Consider the following 15,939-nt stretch of genomic DNA (forward strand, 5'->3'; position numbering starts at 1 on the left):
GGTGTTCCCGGCCGCGGCTACCGGCTCTGGGCCGGCGAGCTGCTCGGCGGCGCGGGGGGTGTAACGACGCCGGCCCGGCGGGTGTTCCCGGCGGCTGTGGCGCACTGCGACCGGTGTCGTGCGGCTGTGACCCGAGGGTCGCGGCGGCGTGCCAGATACAACGACCCGACCCGGCCCGCGATTTCCGCCGCCGGGATGCGACCCGTCACGGCACCCACCCCTGAACAGGACAAACCGCCCAGGCGGGACAGACCGTCAGGCCCCACCGGGGATGATCGACTCGACATCGCCGAAGTGGCGGCATCTGCGCACAAAGGATGCCCCCACATCGGCGACCTGGAGTCGATCGAGGCGCGGGCACGATCGACCCCGAGTACCCAAGCGCCACCCGACCACCAAAACCGGACAAATCGTGACGCCCGACCCGACCCGACGCGAGCCGAGCCGACCCGACGCGAGCCGAAGCGAGCCGAAGCCGAGCGGACGCGAGCCGACCCGAGCCGAGCCGATGCCGACGCCGACAGGCCACGCCTGGGCGGGTCCGATGATCTGCGCAATATCGGGGATGTTGCTGCCTCAGCCCGTCGTGAGGCAGCAACATCCCCGAAAGTGTTGTCTCACCAACCAGGGCGCACCAGCCCAACTGAGGGTGAGACGGCGCACGAGGGGCAAGATCGTGCTCGAACTAGGAAAGAGGCCCCTCGCCGCGCGGCCGAGGCCACTACAACCAGGATCGAGCACGATCATGGGGTCTGCGGCGGCGGCGCGTTCCGTATTCAGGTAGGTGGACAGGCAGCTGCTCACTGGCGACACCGGGAGCAGGCGTGCGGAGCAACGCCCAGGCCGGCAAAGTGCCACTTCGCCCCGGTGACCCCACCATGCCGGCCCGACAGGACGGGCCCGGATCGTCGCCCATATCAGGTCATGTCGCCCATACGGCGCGCGGCAGGAGCATGCGCGCCTCGGGGCGAGGTGGTGATCCACACGACTTCGGCGATAGCGCGCTATACCAGCCGGTTGATAGCCCGATATCGCCGAAGTCGAGTCGATCATGGCGAAGGCAAGCCCTCGACCGCTGGCTCAGCGGCAGAAGCCGCCCCCGCAGGGGGTGCGCTCCCCGCGTCGGAGGTCGCCTCCGCGCCGGTGTCGGCCGGCACCCCCGTCTCCAGGGCGGCCAGGATCGCCTCGGCGGTACGACGACCGACCCCGGGTACCTCGGTGATCTCGTCGACGGTTGCCGTGGAGAGCCGCTTGAGCGAGCCGAAGTGGCGTAGCAGCGCCTTGCGGCGTACCTCGCCCAGGCCGGGGACATTGTCCAGCGCCGACTCGGTCATCCGCTTGGAGCGGCGCTGGCGGTGGAACGTGATGGCGAAGCGGTGCGCCTCGTCGCGGACGCGTTGCAGCAGGTAGAGGCCCTCGGAGGTGCGCGGCAGGATGACCGGGAACTCGTCGTCCGGGAGCCAGACCTCCTCCAGCCGCTTGGCGAGGCCGCAGAGCGCGACGTCGTCGATGCCCAGGTCGGCGAGGGCCTGCGCGGCGGCCGCGACCTGCGGGGCGCCGCCGTCGACGACCACCAGCTGCGGCGGGTACGCGAACTTTCGCGGCCGGCCGGTGGTCGGGTCGATCAGGACACCGACCTGCGGATCGACGGGGTCGACCGGGGTGGACGGGTCGTCGGCCGACTCCACACCCACCTCGCCCGTCTCGGCCCGCGCGTCGAGGTAGCGGGCAAAGCGGCGACGCAGCACCTCGGACATCGCGGACAGGTCGTCGGTGGCGCCCCGGACGATGAACCGCCGGTACTCGCTCTTGCGGGGCAACCCGTCCTCGAAGACCACCATGCTGGCCACCACATCGGTGCCCTGGATCTGGGAGATGTCGAAGCACTCGATGCGCAACGGCGAGGTGCGCATGCCCAGCGCCTCGCTGATCTCGTCGAGGGCCTTGCCGCGGGTGGTCAGGTCGCCGGAGCGTTTGAGCTTGTGCCGGGCCAGCGCGTCCTTGGCGTTGCGCTCGACCGTCTCCAGCAGGGTGCGCTTGTCGCCGCGCTGCGGCACGCGCAACGACACCCGGCTGCCGCGGTGGCTGGTGAGCCAGTCGGCGAGCGCGTCCGCGTCGGCCGGCAGCTCGGGCACCAGAAGCTCACGGGGTACGTCCGCCTCGCCGTGCTCGCCGCCGTACACCTGGGTGCAGAAGTGGTGCACCAGGTCGCCGGTGGTCAGGTCCTCGGTCTTCTCCACCACCCAGCCGCGCTGGCCGCGGACCCGGCCGTCGCGGACGTGGAAGACCTGCACGGCCGCCTCGAGCGGGTCGTCGGCGAACGCGACCACGTCGGCGTCGGTGCCGTCGCCGAGCACGACGGTCTGCTTCTCCATGGCCCGGCGCAGGGCGGCCACGTCGTCGCGCAGGCGGGCGGCCCGTTCGAACTCCAACGCCTCGCTGGCCTCGGTCATCTCGCGTTCGATCTTGCGGACCATGGTGTCGGTGCGGCCGGCCATGAAGTCGCAGAACCCGTCGACGATGGCACGGTGCTCGTCGGCCGAGACGGTGCCGACGCACGGGGCCGAGCACTTGCCGATGTAGCCCAGCAGGCAGGGGCGGCCGACCTGGCCGGCCCGCTTGAACACGCCGGCCGAGCAGGTCCGCGCGGGGAAGACCCGCAGCAGCAGGTCGAGGGTCTCGCGGATGGCCCAGGCGTGCGAGTACGGCCCGAAGTAGCGCACACCCTTGCGTTTCGCGCCGCGCATCACCTGGAGGCGCGGGTACTCCTCGTCGAGGGTGACGGCCAGATAGGGGTACGACTTGTCGTCGCGGTAACGGACGTTGAACCGGGGATCGTACTGCTTGATCCAGGTGAACTCCTGCTGGAGCGCCTCGACCTCGGTGCCGACGGTGATCCAGTCCACCGACTCGGCGGTGGTGACCATCTGGCGGGTGCGCTCGTGCAGGTTCCAGACGTCGCCGAAGTAGGAGTTGAGCCGGCTGCGCAGGTTTTTCGCCTTGCCGACGTAGATCACCCGGCCGGTGCCGTCGCGGAAGCGGTAGACCCCCGGTGACTCCGGGATGGTGCCGGGTGCGGGACGGTAGGTCGAGGGGTCAGCCACACCGCCAAGCCTAGTCCGCACCCCCGACACCCCACCGCAGGCGCGTGATCCACCCCGGCTTCCCGGAAGTCGGGGTGTCGGAGAGCCGCAGACACCCCGACTTCCGGAAACGCGAGTTGATCAATGGCCGACCGGCGCGACCGGCGCGCCCAGGTGGGTCAGGCCAGCGAGATCTGGTCGCCGGTGACCTTGATGTCCTTCGGCGGCAGCGGCTTCTTCGCCGGACCGGCCTTCACCGAGCCGTCCTCGATCGAGAACTTGCTGCCGTGGCAGGTGCAGTTGATGGTGCCGCCATCGACGTTCGACACGGGGCAGTTCTGGTGCGTACAGATCGGGCTGAAGCCCTTGAACTGGCCGGCCGCGGGCTGGGTGATCACCACGCCCTCGGCGGCGAGGATCTTGCCGCCGCCGACCGGGATGTCGGCGGTGGTGGCCAGCGACTGGGCGTTCTGCCGGTTGCCGCCGCCGGCGTCCCCGGTGCTGGGCACGGCGGGGCCGCCACTGGTGGGTCCGTCGCTGCCGCTGCCGTCGTCACTGCCGCAGGCAGCCAGGACGACGGCCGCGCCGACCGCCCCGACGCCGGTGAGCAGGGTACGACGGGTCTGCGTACCCGGTCCGGTCAGCGCCTGATCGTCGCTCATGCCTCGCCTCTCTCTCGCCCAGTGCGCCGGTCCGAAAGCCGGCCACACTTCCTTCCACGCGCAACTGTGCCGGATAGTTCACCCCGGCATCCGGGCGACCCCGGCAAAAGGGGCGGGTCGTCAGCCGACCCGCCCCGAAGAGATGCGGGAAAGTCAGCGCGCGCCGGCCGGCACCTTGCGGGTCGCCCGCGTCTTGGTCGCGCCGTTGGCCTTGGCGGCCCGGGTGGTGGCCGCCGCCGCGCCCTTGGCCTCGCCGTCGAGCTTGAGCACCTGGCGCAGGAACTCGCCGGTGTGGCTCTCGGCGACCTCGGCGACCTCCTCCGGGGTGCCGGTGGCGAGCACGGTACCGCCCCGGTGACCGCCCTCGGGGCCCATGTCGATGAGCCAGTCGGCCGTCTTGATCACGTCGAGGTTGTGCTCGATGGTGATCACGGTGTTGCCCTTGTCGACCAGTCCCTCGAGCACCATCAGCAGCTTGCGGATGTCCTCGAAGTGCAGACCGGTGGTCGGCTCGTCGAGCACGTAGACCGTGCGCCCGGTGGAGCGCTTCTGCAGCTCGGACGCGAGCTTGACCCGCTGCGCCTCACCGCCGGAGAGCGTCGGCGCGGGCTGCCCGAGGCGTACGTAGCCCAGGCCGACGTCGACGAGGGTCTTGAGGTGCCGGTGGATGGCGGGGATGGCGGAGAAGAACTCGGCGGCCTCCTCGATCGGCATCTCCAGCACGTCCGAGACGGTCTTGCCCTTGTAGTGCACCTCCAGGGTCTCCCGGTTGTACCGGGCGCCCTTGCAGACCTCGCAGGGGACGTACACGTCGGGCAGGAAGTTCATCTCGATCTTGATGGTGCCGTCGCCGGAGCACGCCTCGCAGCGGCCACCCTTGACGTTGAACGAGAACCGACCCGGCCCGTACCCCCGGACCTTGGCCTCGGTGGTCTCGGCGAAGAGCTTGCGGACGTGGTCCCAGACACCCGTGTAGGTGGCGGGGTTGGAGCGGGGCGTACGGCCGATCGGCGACTGGTCCACGCCGACGACCTTGTCGACGTGCTCCAGCCCGGAGACCCGGGTGTGCCGGCCGGGCACCAGGCGGGCGCCGTTGATCTGGTTGGCCAGCACCGCGTACAGGATGTCGTTGACCAGCGTCGACTTGCCCGAGCCGCTGACGCCGGTGACCGCGATGAGCTGGCCCAGCGGGAACGAGACGGTCAGGTTGCGCAGGTTGTGCTCCCGCGCGCCGTGCACCACCAGCTCACGGTCCTTGGTCTGCGGACGGCGGCCGGTCGGCGTCGGGATCGACCGCCGACCGGAGAGGTAAGCCCCGGTGATCGACTCCTTGTTCTTCAGCAGCGCCGGCACCGAGCCGCTGTGCACGATCTTGCCACCGTGCTCGCCCGCGCCGGGGCCGATGTCGACGATCCAGTCGGCGACCCGGATGGTGTCCTCGTCGTGCTCCACCACGATCAGCGTGTTGCCCAGCCCGCGCAGCCGGATCAGCGTCTCGATGAGCCGGTGGTTGTCCCGCTGGTGCAGCCCGATCGACGGCTCGTCGAGCACGTAGAGCACCCCGACCAGGCCCGAGCCGATCTGGGTGGCGAGCCGGATGCGCTGCGCCTCACCGCCGGAGAGCGTGCCGGCCGGCCGGTCGAGGGAGAGGTAGTCCAGGCCGACGTCGAGCAGGAACCGCAGCCGGGCGTTGATCTCCTTGAGGACGCGCTCGGCGATCAGCTTCTGCCGGTCGGTCAGCTCGACGCCGGCGAGCAGGTCGGCGCACTCCCCCACGGACAGGTTGCAGACCTCGGCGATGCTCTTGCCCGCCAGGGTGACGGCGAGCACCTCGGGCTTGAGCCGGGCGCCCCCGCAGGCCGCACACGGCACGTCCCGCATGTAGCCCTCGTACTTGTCGCGGGACCACTCGGACTCGGTGTCGGAGTGCCGGCGCTCGATCCACTGCACCACGCCCTCGAAGCCGGTGTAGTAGGAGCGCTCACGGCCGTACTTGTTGCGGTAGCGCACGTGCACCTGGTCGTCGGAGCCGTGCAGGATCGTCTTCTGCGCCCGTGCCGGCAACGCCCGCCACGGGGTGTCGATGTCGAAGTGCTGGGCCTCGCCGAGGGCCTCCAGCAGACGCAGGAAGTATTCCAGGTTGTGCCCGGTGGACCAGGGCTGGATGGCGCCCTCGCGCAGGCTGCGCTCCGGGTCGGGAACCAGCAGCTCCGGGTCGACCTCCTTCTTGGTGCCCAGGCCGGTGCACTCCGGGCAGGCGCCGTAGGGCGCGTTGAAGGAGAACACCCGGGGCTCGAGATCCTCGATAGCCAGCGGGTGGTCGTTGGGGCAGGCCAGGTGCTCCGAGTAGCGGCGCTCCCGCTCCGGGTCGTCCTCCGGCAGGTCGACGAAGTCGAGCAGCACCAGGCCGCTGGACAGCCCCAGCGCGGCCTCGACCGAGTCGGTCAGTCGCTGCTTGGCGCTCGGCTTGACGGTGAGCCGGTCGATCACCACCTCGATGGTGTGCTTCTCCTGCTTCTTGAGCTTGGGCGGCTCGGTCAGCGGGTGCACCACGCCGTCGACGCGGGCCCGGGCGTAACCCTTGGCCTGCAGCTCGGCGAAGAGGTCGACGTACTCGCCCTTGCGGCCCCGGATGACCGGGGCGAGCACCATGAACTTGGTGCCCTCGGCCATCGCGAGGACCCGGTCGACGATCTGCTGCGGGCTCTGCTTGGAGATCCGCTCGCCACAGACCGGGCAGTGCGGCTCGCCGATGCGGGCGAAGAGCAGCCGCAGGTAGTCGTAGACCTCGGTGATGGTGCCGACGGTGGAGCGCGGGTTGCGCGAGGTGGACTTCTGGTCGATCGAGACGGCCGGGCTCAGCCCCTCGATGAAGTCGACGTCGGGCTTGTCCATCTGACCGAGGAACTGCCGGGCGTACGACGACAGCGACTCCACGTAGCGCCGCTGCCCCTCGGCGAAGATCGTGTCGAAGGCCAGGCTCGACTTGCCCGACCCGGACAGCCCGGTGAACACGATGAGAGCGTCCCGGGGCAGGTCGAGACTGACGTCACGCAGGTTGTGCTCGCGCGCGCCACGGATGATGAGTCGGTCGGCCACGGTACGTGTACTCCCGGGTGAAGGTGAAGCGGAGGGTCTGTCCCGCTCTGTGCTGTTTCCGAGCGGTCGTAGCTGCTCATGAGCGGTCGGTACGGGCGCGGAAAACACGCCTCGGCAACTCTAGCCCCGAGGTACGACAGTTTCCCCCGCCCGCACATTCCCCCAGCTCAGCCCGGTCGGCCGCGCCGGCCGCGAGCCTTTGGCACCGGCCGTTGCCGCCGGGCACGTACCCCGACGGCAAAGCCCCGGTCAGTAACCCCCGGGCGACGGCGGGCGTGCCGCCCGGCGTCGCGCCGAGCGCCAGCCGCCGCGTCGCTCGGCGGCGAGGCGGGCGGCACGCCGCCCGCTCTCGTGCGCCACCTCGCCCTGCAGCCGCCGCCAGCTCTCCCAACGGCGGGCGGACAGCTCACCGGTCCGCAGCGCGTCCCGGACCGCGCAGGCCGGCTCGCCGTCGTGCCGGCAGTCGGCGTACCGGCAACCCTCGGCCAGCCCCGCGATGTCGGCGAACGCCCGGTCCAACCCGGCCACGCCGTCGAGGAGACCGACCGCGCGTACGCCAGGCGTGTCGATCACCGCGCCGCCGCCCGGGATGGGCACCAGGGCCCGCCAGGTGGTGGTGTGCCGGCCCTTGCCGTCAACCCGGCGGATCGCCTGGGTCGGCATCATCACCGCGCCGGCGAGCGCGTTGACCAGGCTCGACTTGCCCGCGCCGGACGGCCCGAGCAGCCCCAGCGTGCGACCCGGCGCGACCTCGGCGCGCAGCGGCGCCAGCCCGGTGCCGTGCTCGGCGCTGACCGGCAGCACCGGCACACCGGGTGCGACGGCGGCGAGTTGGCGGGCCAGCGCGGCCGGGTCGGCCGCGAGGTCGGACTTGGTCAGCACCACGAGCGGCCGGGCCCCGGACTCGTGGACCAGGGACAGCAGCCGCTCGATGCGGGCCACGTCCGGCTCCGGGTGCACCGGCTCCACCACGGCGGCCGTGTCGAGGTTCGCGGCCAGCACCTGGCCGCTGGCGTCCTTGCCGGCGGTACGGCGGATCAGCGCGGCTCGCCGGGGCAGCACGGCCCCCACCGTGATCCGGCGGTCCGGCCAGTGTGTGAGCAGTACCCAGTCTCCCGCGCAGGGCAGCGCGGAGGGGTCCTGGACGGCGGCGGCCAGCACGGACGGGCCGAGGCTGGCGCGGACCGGGCCGTCGACGGTGAGCACCGTGCAGACTCCCCGGTCCACCCGGGCCACCCGGCCCGGGTGGCGCTCGCCACGTCGGGCGGCGTACGACGCCCGGTCGGCGTCCCAGCCGAGGGCGGTCAGATCGATGGTCATAGCATCCTCATCGGTGTCGAGCTGGTGATGGCGGAACACGCGTGCCACGTCCGGCATGAACTCCACCTCCGTCCGACGTCCGAGTGCCGCTTGTGACGCCGACGGTAGGGCGCGACGCGCCGTGCCGAAAGCGATTTCCGCGACGACGGTGCGGCGCCCGCCCGCTAGGGTCGACGCGTGCGCACCGCCGCGCCGCCCGCGCGACGCCACCGCACAGCCGCCGAGCGCCTCCTCCACCGGAATGGATGTCGACACGTCATGACCTACAGCGGAGATGTCACCCACGGCGGCCCGCCGGCGGTCCGCGAGTTGTCCGGGCTCACGATCAGCAAGCTGTCGGTCGGCCCGATGGACAACAACGCCTACCTGCTGCGGTGCTCCGGCACCGGCGACCAGGTGTTGATCGACGCCGCCAACGAGGCGCCCCGGCTGCTGGAGCTGATCGGTGACGACGGCCTGACCGCCGTGGTCACCACCCACCAGCACATGGACCACTGGGTGGCGTTGGAGGAGGTGGTCGCCAAGACCGGCGCGCGGGCGCTGGTGCACGCCGACGACGCGTCCGGGCTGCCGATCGAGGCGGAACACCTGGCCGAGGGCGACACCGTCGCGGTGGGTGACTGCGCGCTGGAGGTCATCCACATCAAGGGGCACACGCCCGGGTCGATCGCGCTGCTCTACCGCGATCCGGCCGGCACCGCCCACCTGTTCACCGGCGACAGTCTCTTTCCCGGCGGTGTGGGCAACACGGACAAGGACCCGCAGCGCTTCGCCGCGTTGATCGACGACGTCGAGCACAAGCTGTTCGGCCAACTGCCGGACGACACCTGGTTCTACCCGGGCCACGGCAAGGACAGCACCCTGGGCGCCGAACGCCCGGCCCTCCCCCAGTGGCGAACCCGAGGCTGGTAACCCACCCACCTGTCAGCCACAGGGCGAAGCCACCGGCCCGCGCAACCCCCACCAGGCCACACCCAGAGGCACCCACCCGGGCCCGAGATGCCACCCACCCGGGCCCCCAACCCGGGCCACCAAACGCTGACCAAGAGCCACTGAAGGTCGAACAACCCGCCGGAAGACCGCGACCCGACCGGCGGACCAAGACCCCGACGGGGGCGGGGGGGGGGGGGGGGGGGGGGGGGGGGGGGGGCCGGCCGGGCCCCCCCCCCCCCCCCCCCCCCCCCCCCCCCCCCCCCCCCCCCCCCCCCCCCCCGCCCCCACCGCAACCACAGTCAGCAACCAAGAGCGATCAGCCAGCAAGAGCGAACAGCCGCCGCCGCGCCCCCAGCAACACCACGGTGGCCAGCACCAACCCCACCCCCATGGTCACCAGCAACGGGCTGGGCGCGCCCGGCAGCAGCGCGGCCAGCGACCGTGACGCGATGCCCAGCGCCAGGTAGAGACCGGCCCAGGCCGCCGCGCCGAGGGCCGCGCAGCCGAGGAACCGCCGGTACGACATCCGCAGTCCGCCGGCGGCCAGCGGCAGCAGGGCGTTGAACACCGGCAGGAACGGCGCGACCATCACCATCCGCCCGCCGCCACGGCTGAGGATCCCTTCGGCCGCACTCCAGCGCGACTCGCCGATCCAGCCTCCGATGCGACTGCGGCGCAGCGGTTCGGCGTACCGGCGACCGATCAGGAAGCTCAGCGACCAGCCGGCGAGGCATCCGGCGAGCACCGCGGCGAAGGTGGCCAGCCCGGTGGCCGGGCGGCCCACCCCGACCGCGGCCAGGATCGCCACGTCGCCGGGGACGAGGACGCCGAGCAGCGGTACGGCGTCGAAGAGCATCACCAACCCGAGTACGCCCATCAGCACCAGGATGGGTAGCTCTCCGACCTGGGCCAGCCAATGCGTCATGCCTCGTACGCTATGGCCGTCGTGCCACCGTGGACATCCGGTCGCAGCCCTTACCGCCCCCTGGTGTCCACCTCGGGGTCACCCCTGAGATGGCCGGCGGGTCAGGCGGGTCGCAGCACCCGCACCCGACGCGGCGACGGGTCCACCGACGGCTCGGTGGTGGGCACCGGGTAGTCGGCCAGCACCAGCAGCCCGTCGACCGGCAGGTGCGCCCGGCCGGGGTCCCCGACCAGCACCTCGGCGCCGGAGGCGACGGCCCGTCGCAGGAACGGCAGCATCCGGGCGGCCATCGGACGGCTGTAGAAGACGTCCCCGGCGACCACCAGGTCCGCGTCGGCGCTGTCGCGGTCGAGCAGGTCGTCGCCGTTGACGTCGACGGTGACCCGGTTGGCGCGGGCGTTGACCGTGACGGCCGCCACAGCGTACGGGTCGATGTCGTTGGCGACGACCTCGGCGGCGCCGGCCAGCGCGGCGGCGATGCCCACGAGTCCCGAACCGGCGGCGAGGTCGAGGACGCGACGCCCGGCGGCCAGCTCGGGGTGGTCCAGCAGGTGTCGGGCCAGGGCCTGACCGCCGGGCCAGACGGAGGCCCAGTACGGCGCCGTCAGGGGGTGCCCGGCGAGCGCCTCCATCCGGGCCCACCAGACGATCGCGTCCTCGGCGAGGTGCAGGCGCACCTCCGGGACGAACGGGGTGGGGACCAGCCGGAGCCGGTCCAGGCCGGCGCCGGGCGCGTCGATCTCGCGCTCCAGCTCGGACAGCGCGGTGGCTGCGGGACCCCTCATCGGCGCAAGCATGCCGCACGACGAAGCGGTCGGGGCGGCTTTGGCACGCGGGCGACGCGGAGTGTTCATCTGAGTTCGAGAAAAGACCTACGGCACTTCGGCCGGCGGATCGGGGTTTTGCCCGTTACTGTCGAACAGGTACGGGCGACCATCGGCCTCGAGGCCGGTGGTCCGCCGCTTTGAACAGGGAGAGATGCATGGCAACCGGCACGGTTAAGTGGTTCAACTCGGAAAAGGGCTTCGGCTTCATCGAGCAGGATGGTGGAGGGCCGGACGTGTTCGTCCACTACTCCGCCATCGCGACGAGCGGCTACCGGGAGCTCAACGAGGGCCAGAAGGTCGAGTTCGAGGTGACCCAGGGCCAGAAGGGCCCGCAGGCGGACAACGTCCGCCCGATGTAGCTCCGTGCCGGTGACGGCGGTCGGTTCCCGGCCGCCGTCGCAGTGCACTCACGACGCTGCCGGGGCGGCGGGCAAGTCCCGCCGCCGCCGGAGCGGTCCGATCAGCAGGATCAACGGGGTGAGCGCCGACCAGGCGGTCATCACGGTGATCGCGGTGCCGACGCCGTAACGCGCGCCGAGCGCCCCGGCCAGCACGGCTGCCAGCGGGATGGTGCCGTAGTTGAGCAGGTGCATGCTCACCGTCACGCGCCCGAGCAGGTGGTGCGGCGTGTACGTCTGCCGGAACGCGCCCTTGACCACGTTGCCGATGGCGACGCCGAGGCTGACGAGCACGCCGCCGAGCGCCGGCCAGAGCAGGCCGACTCCGGGCCCGGCCAACGGGATGAGCAGGGCGGACGGGCCGGTGAGCGCCGCCGCGACGAGCAGGGCACGGGCGCTGCCGAAGCGCCGGGCGACCACGGTCGCCAGCAGCGCGCCGATGATGCCTCCGACGCTCATCACCCCGACGAGCACGCCCACCAGGCCCGGCGCGAGTCGTAGTTCGCGGACCAGGAACACGACCAGGACCGCCTGGTAGCCGGTCAGACCGATGTTGCTGGCCGCGCCGTAGAGCGTCAGCACCCGCAGGTACGGGTCACCGATGACGAAGCGGAGCCCGTCGGCCATGTCCCGGCGCAGCGATCGGGAGTGGTCCCGCCGTTCCGGACGCGTTTCGGCGGTGCGGATCCGCAGCAGGAACACCGCGGAGAGCAGGAACGTCAGCGCGTCCAGCAGCAGCGCGGCGACCGCGCCGGCGAGTTGGGCGATCAGACCGGCGATGCCGGGCCCGACGACGTAGCTCATCGTCTGGGTGGCCTGGAGCTTCGCGTTGCCGTCGGGTAGCTGCTCGGGTCGCAGCAGCACCGGCAGGTAGACCTGGTCGGCGGTCTCGAAGAAGACCCGCGCCACGCCCGCGCCGAGCGCCACCAGCAGGAGTTGCGCGACGGTGAGGCGGCCCAGCAGCGCCGTCACCGGCACGCTGAGGAAGGCGAGCGCGCAGATCAGGTCGCAGACCACCATGAGCGGCCGGCGTGGCAACCGGTCCACCCACGCGCCGGCCGGCAGGCCGATCAGCAGCCAGGGCAGCCAGGCGGCGGCGGTGAGGACCGCTACCTGGAAGGTGCTGGCGTCGAGTACGGCGACCGCCACCAGCGGGAGCGCGACAACGGTGACGTTGCTGCCGATGCTGCTGACCGTCTGGCCGGCCCAGAGCAGGCGGAAGTCGCGGTGGCGCAGCAGCCCACCGGCCGGTCGGACCGGCGTGGGACCGGTCCGGGTGGCCGCCGTCACGGCCGGGCCGGTACGCCGTGGACGAACACGAACACCGGGTGCCGCTCGACGCCGTCGTCGGACCGCTCGCGGTTCTCCCAGCGGGCGAGCAGGGCGTTGATTTCGGCACCCAGCTCGTCCAGCTCCTCGGGCGTGAGGTGCAGCCACCGGTCGGAGGAGAACGGCGCGTCGCCCCAGGCGGCCTGCGCCGTCTCCTCGGCGGCGTGCCAGGCGCGGGCCAGCGCGACGTGCCGGTCCAGGTTGAGCGAGGTGGCGGCGTCGGCGACGGCGCGGTCGGCGGGGTCGGTGTCGAAGTCGGCCGAGGACCAGCGCACTCCCCGGGTGACCAGTTTCCACCAGCGTTCGCGGCGGTCCCGGGCCAGCTCGGGGGCTTCGGTGACCAGGTCGGCGGCGGCGAGGACCTTGAGGTGGTGGCTGACGTTCGCCGGCGCCTGGTCGGTGCGTTCGGCGAGCAGGCCGACGGTCGACGGCCCGTGCACCTTGAACACGTCCATCAGGCGGCGGCGCAGCGGGTGGGCCATGGCCGCGAGGACCCGCGAGTCGGTGACCTGGCGTACGTCGGGCTTCTCCATACCGGCAGCATGGCATCAGCAAGAGATGTTGCGCAACTGTTATTGCTCAACATTCGTTGCGAACCGCCGGACGAGTGGGGGCGGACGGGTGGGGGCGGCCCGGTGGGGTCGGGCCGCCTCCCGTTCAGGCGACGAGCCGGCGGGCCAACTCGTCGGCGACCTGCTTGGCGATGGTGGGCGGGATGGCCGCGGCGATCTTCTCCGGCGTCAGCCCGGCCAACACGCCCGCAACGATCGCCGCCTCGTCGGTGACGTCCTTTCCGGCCAGCGCGTTGAGCGTGGTCTGCAGGTCGGTGAGCTGCTTCGTCATCGACTGCAGGTTCCAGTTGCCGACGACCGGGGCGCCGGTGTCGTCCCGTCCCTCGCCCAACCGGGTGTAGATCTGTCCGATCGGGTTGCGGCCGTCCAGCACGGTCAGGTTCTTGTGGACGGTGGCCAGCCAGTTGTGCTCTTCGGGGGTCATGTCGTCGTCCTCCAGGAGTCCGATGGAGCTGAGGTAGCGGCGGAACAGGGGCCGCTGGTCGCGGCCCGCCTTGATGGCGTCGCGGAAGAAGCTGAAGTGGGTGTGCCAGCGGTGCGAGCTGTCGCCGCTGGTGCGTTTGCCGAGCCGGTCCCACCGCTTCACGGTCGTACCGTCGGGGCTGTAGATGATCTCGCGGATGTCCCGGGTGTCGGCCGCGTTCGCGGCGCACTGACCCACACACCACACCGAGAAGCTGGCCAGGGTGTGCCTACCGGCACCGGAGCGGACGTCGAACTCGCCGACGTCGATCGCCGCCGCGTCCAGGGTCAGTCCGGACCGGTCCCGGGGTGACTCGACCACCGAGTAGTCGTTCGGGACCACCCGGTCCGAGCCGCAGTGATAGCCGCCCCGGTGGGCCGGGTCGCCGACGATGCCGACCTCCGCCGGATCGAGGTCGTCCGGGCCGGGCGCGTTGTCGAGGTGGGTGAGGAGCAGACGTCGAAGGTCCAACAGATTGTCCGGGGCCCGCGTCATGGGGTCCCCCTTTCGGCTGGGGCGGGGACCGGGCGCGACGTCACACCGCGTACGCGGTGGTGGGCTGTGGGCGAGCCCGGTCTGGTGCTGCACGGCGCCGGGCGTTGACCCAACCATAGCCCGCAGTTCCGATGAATGCCCAGCTCAGAGGCGCTCTGTTCAGATTGGAGGCAGAGCCGGGGCAGAGTGGACGATCGGCAACAGCAGCGCCGACGGGTGAGCCGGGCCAGAAAGCACCTGCCGCCAACCGGCACGCAGCGTCACCGCCGTACCGAGAGGCTCGCCGGTGCCGGGGTTGCGTGCCCACCGCGGATGGGCGCCACCGGCGACCTGCACCCGCAGCCGGTGCCCGGTGGCGAACCGGTACGCGGTCGGCCAGAGCGTCACCGGCACCCGCAGCACCCCGGACGAGTCGGTGGGGAAGCGTTCGGGCGTCACCCGCACCAGACCGTCGCACACGTTCCACGACCGACCGCGCCGGTCCACATCGCACAGCCGCACGAAGACGTCCAGATGCGGCAGTTCGCTGCGGACGTGCAGCTCGGCGCGGACCGGGCCGATCACCTCGACCGGCTCGACGAGCGGCGCGCTGGTGTAGGTCAGCACGTCGGGGCGGGCTTCGACCTGCCGGTTGTCCACCGGACCGGCTCGCTGGGCGACCAGCAGCGGCCCACCCAGCGACGGGGTGGGGTCGGCCGGGTCGTACCGAAACCCGTCGGCCGTCGACGCGACCGGGGGACGTACCGCCAGCTCACCGCCCGGATGCAGGTGCCAGGCGGTCCCGACGGTCGGCGGTGGCCAGTCCGGCAGGTCCCGCCAGCCGCCGCCGCGACCCCCCACGTGCAGCCGGACGGGGGCGGCGCGGGGCGGGGGTTCGTCGTCCAACGGCCCGTCGAGGTGCTCGTCGAGCCAGGTCAACCCCTCCCGCAGGGCCGCCACGAACAGCCCGGGGCTGCCGTGGGTCCAGGGCCCGATCACCAGGCGCGGTCGAGCGCCGGTGGCGCGCAGGGTGGCGTAGTCGTCGAGTTGGGCGGGCAGGAAGATGTCGTGCCAGCCGGTGACCATGACCACCGGCGCCCGCACCCGGGCCACCCGGTCGGCGAAGACCCGCTCACGCCAGTACGCCGCCTCCGGCGTGTGGTGGCGCAGCCACTCCTGAAAGAACGGGATGCGGACACCGGTGGCCACCCGGTCGGCGTCCGCGAGCGGCAGATGCGCCAGCGCGGCGGCCAGCCGGGGCTGGCCACGCTTGAGTTCCCACTGCCGGGCCAGCCACGGCACGGTCTGGGCGTGCAACAGCTCGGCCCAGGTCAGCACGGTGTCGAGGGCGAACGACTCCCCCGCGTACGTCGAGTCCCGGGTGGCCGAGGCGGTCACCACCGCGACCATCGCGCGCAACTCCTCGCCGGCGTCGGCGGCCAGCGCCCACTGGGCGAAGCCCTGGTAGCTGACGCCGAACATGCCGAACGCCCCGGACCACCAGGGCTGGCGGCGCAGCCAGTCGAGGGTGTCGACCCCGTCGTCGCGCTCGTGCACCAGTGGGGCGAAGGTGCCGCCCGAGCCGCCGGTGCCCCGGCACGACTGGATCACGGCGTGCCGGCCCCGCGCGGCGAGCAACCGGCCGAGCAGCCGCAAGGGACCACCCCGACCGTACGGGGTGCGGATCAGCACGGCCGGCGCGGATGCGCGGTGCGGCGCGTAGTGGTCGGTGCGGAGCACCACGCCGTCCCGGGCGCGGACCGGAATGCCCCGGGTGGCCCGGACCGGGCCGGGACGCGTCACGGGCAGCCGCAGCGCGGCGGCGGCGAGGCGGGCGACGAGCCGGCCGGGCAC

Annotated in this window: 12 protein-coding genes; 2 read left to right on the forward strand and 10 right to left on the reverse strand. The window is 72.1% G+C overall.

The features are described 5' to 3' along the window. Positions 1 to 1,049 precede the first annotated feature (1,049 nt). The 4 genes from uvrC to rsgA form a co-directional block, all read right to left on the reverse strand. Positions 1,050 to 3,104 (reverse strand): excinuclease ABC subunit UvrC, encoded by a 2,055-nt coding sequence (gene uvrC, locus ACIBTX_RS20715; RefSeq protein WP_357399183.1) that lies wholly within the window; start codon positions 3,102 to 3,104, stop codon positions 1,050 to 1,052. A 158-nt stretch (positions 3,105 to 3,262) separates the two neighbouring features. Then, complete coding sequence (locus ACIBTX_RS20720; protein WP_357134869.1) at positions 3,263 to 3,745, reverse strand: Rieske (2Fe-2S) protein; 483 nt, start codon at positions 3,743 to 3,745, stop codon at positions 3,263 to 3,265. Between the two features lie 153 nt (positions 3,746 to 3,898). Beyond that, entirely contained in the window at positions 3,899 to 6,844 is a 2,946-nt protein-coding gene (gene uvrA / locus ACIBTX_RS20725; RefSeq protein WP_357134871.1) for an excinuclease ABC subunit UvrA, read from the reverse strand. A 249-nt stretch (positions 6,845 to 7,093) separates the two neighbouring features. Further along, positions 7,094 to 8,164, reverse strand: coding sequence for a ribosome small subunit-dependent GTPase A (gene rsgA / locus ACIBTX_RS20730; RefSeq protein ID WP_357134873.1), 1,071 nt, complete (start codon positions 8,162 to 8,164; stop codon positions 7,094 to 7,096). A gap of 258 nt (positions 8,165 to 8,422) precedes the next feature. Here rsgA and ACIBTX_RS20735 point away from each other — a divergent pair, with 258 nt between their 5' ends. Continuing rightward, entirely contained in the window at positions 8,423 to 9,076 is a 654-nt protein-coding gene (locus ACIBTX_RS20735; protein ID WP_357134874.1) for an MBL fold metallo-hydrolase, read from the forward strand. Between the two features lie 337 nt (positions 9,077 to 9,413). Here ACIBTX_RS20735 and ACIBTX_RS20740 read toward each other — a convergent pair whose 3' ends face one another. Next, positions 9,414 to 10,022, reverse strand: coding sequence for a VTT domain-containing protein (locus ACIBTX_RS20740; RefSeq protein ID WP_357127295.1), 609 nt, complete (start codon positions 10,020 to 10,022; stop codon positions 9,414 to 9,416). A gap of 101 nt (positions 10,023 to 10,123) precedes the next feature. Then, positions 10,124 to 10,819: a 50S ribosomal protein L11 methyltransferase gene (locus ACIBTX_RS20745; RefSeq protein WP_357127292.1), complete on the reverse strand. Its 696-nt coding sequence runs from the start codon at positions 10,817 to 10,819 to the stop codon at positions 10,124 to 10,126. 185 nt (positions 10,820 to 11,004) lie between these two features. Here ACIBTX_RS20745 and ACIBTX_RS20750 point away from each other — a divergent pair, with 185 nt between their 5' ends. Beyond that, positions 11,005 to 11,208 (forward strand): cold-shock protein, encoded by a 204-nt coding sequence (locus ACIBTX_RS20750; RefSeq protein ID WP_007072071.1) that lies wholly within the window; start codon positions 11,005 to 11,007, stop codon positions 11,206 to 11,208. 48 nt (positions 11,209 to 11,256) lie between these two features. On the opposite strand, the gene ACIBTX_RS20755 is transcribed toward ACIBTX_RS20750, so the two are convergent. The 4 genes from ACIBTX_RS20755 to ACIBTX_RS20770 form a co-directional block, all read right to left on the reverse strand. Beyond that, positions 11,257 to 12,537 carry an MFS transporter gene (locus ACIBTX_RS20755; RefSeq protein WP_357127289.1) on the reverse strand — a complete coding sequence of 427 codons (1,281 nt, stop codon included), beginning with the start codon at positions 12,535 to 12,537 and terminating at the stop codon, positions 11,257 to 11,259. After that, positions 12,534 to 13,109, reverse strand: a complete 576-nt coding sequence (locus tag ACIBTX_RS20760; protein ID WP_357170826.1) for a helix-turn-helix domain-containing protein — start codon at positions 13,107 to 13,109, stop codon at positions 12,534 to 12,536. Before ACIBTX_RS20760 ends, ACIBTX_RS20755 begins: the two co-directional genes overlap by 4 nt. Before the next feature lie 124 nt (positions 13,110 to 13,233). Next, complete coding sequence (locus tag ACIBTX_RS20765) at positions 13,234 to 14,106, reverse strand: hypothetical protein (RefSeq protein ID WP_363660733.1); 873 nt, start codon at positions 14,104 to 14,106, stop codon at positions 13,234 to 13,236. Between the two features lie 159 nt (positions 14,107 to 14,265). After that, on the reverse strand, positions 14,266 to 15,939 hold the full coding sequence (locus tag ACIBTX_RS20770) for a CocE/NonD family hydrolase (RefSeq protein WP_357127279.1): 1,674 nt from the start codon (positions 15,937 to 15,939) through the stop codon (positions 14,266 to 14,268).

The sequence above is a fragment of the Micromonospora sp. NPDC049359 genome, from assembly GCF_044466585.1.
Taxonomy (GTDB): domain Bacteria; phylum Actinomycetota; class Actinomycetes; order Mycobacteriales; family Micromonosporaceae; genus Micromonospora.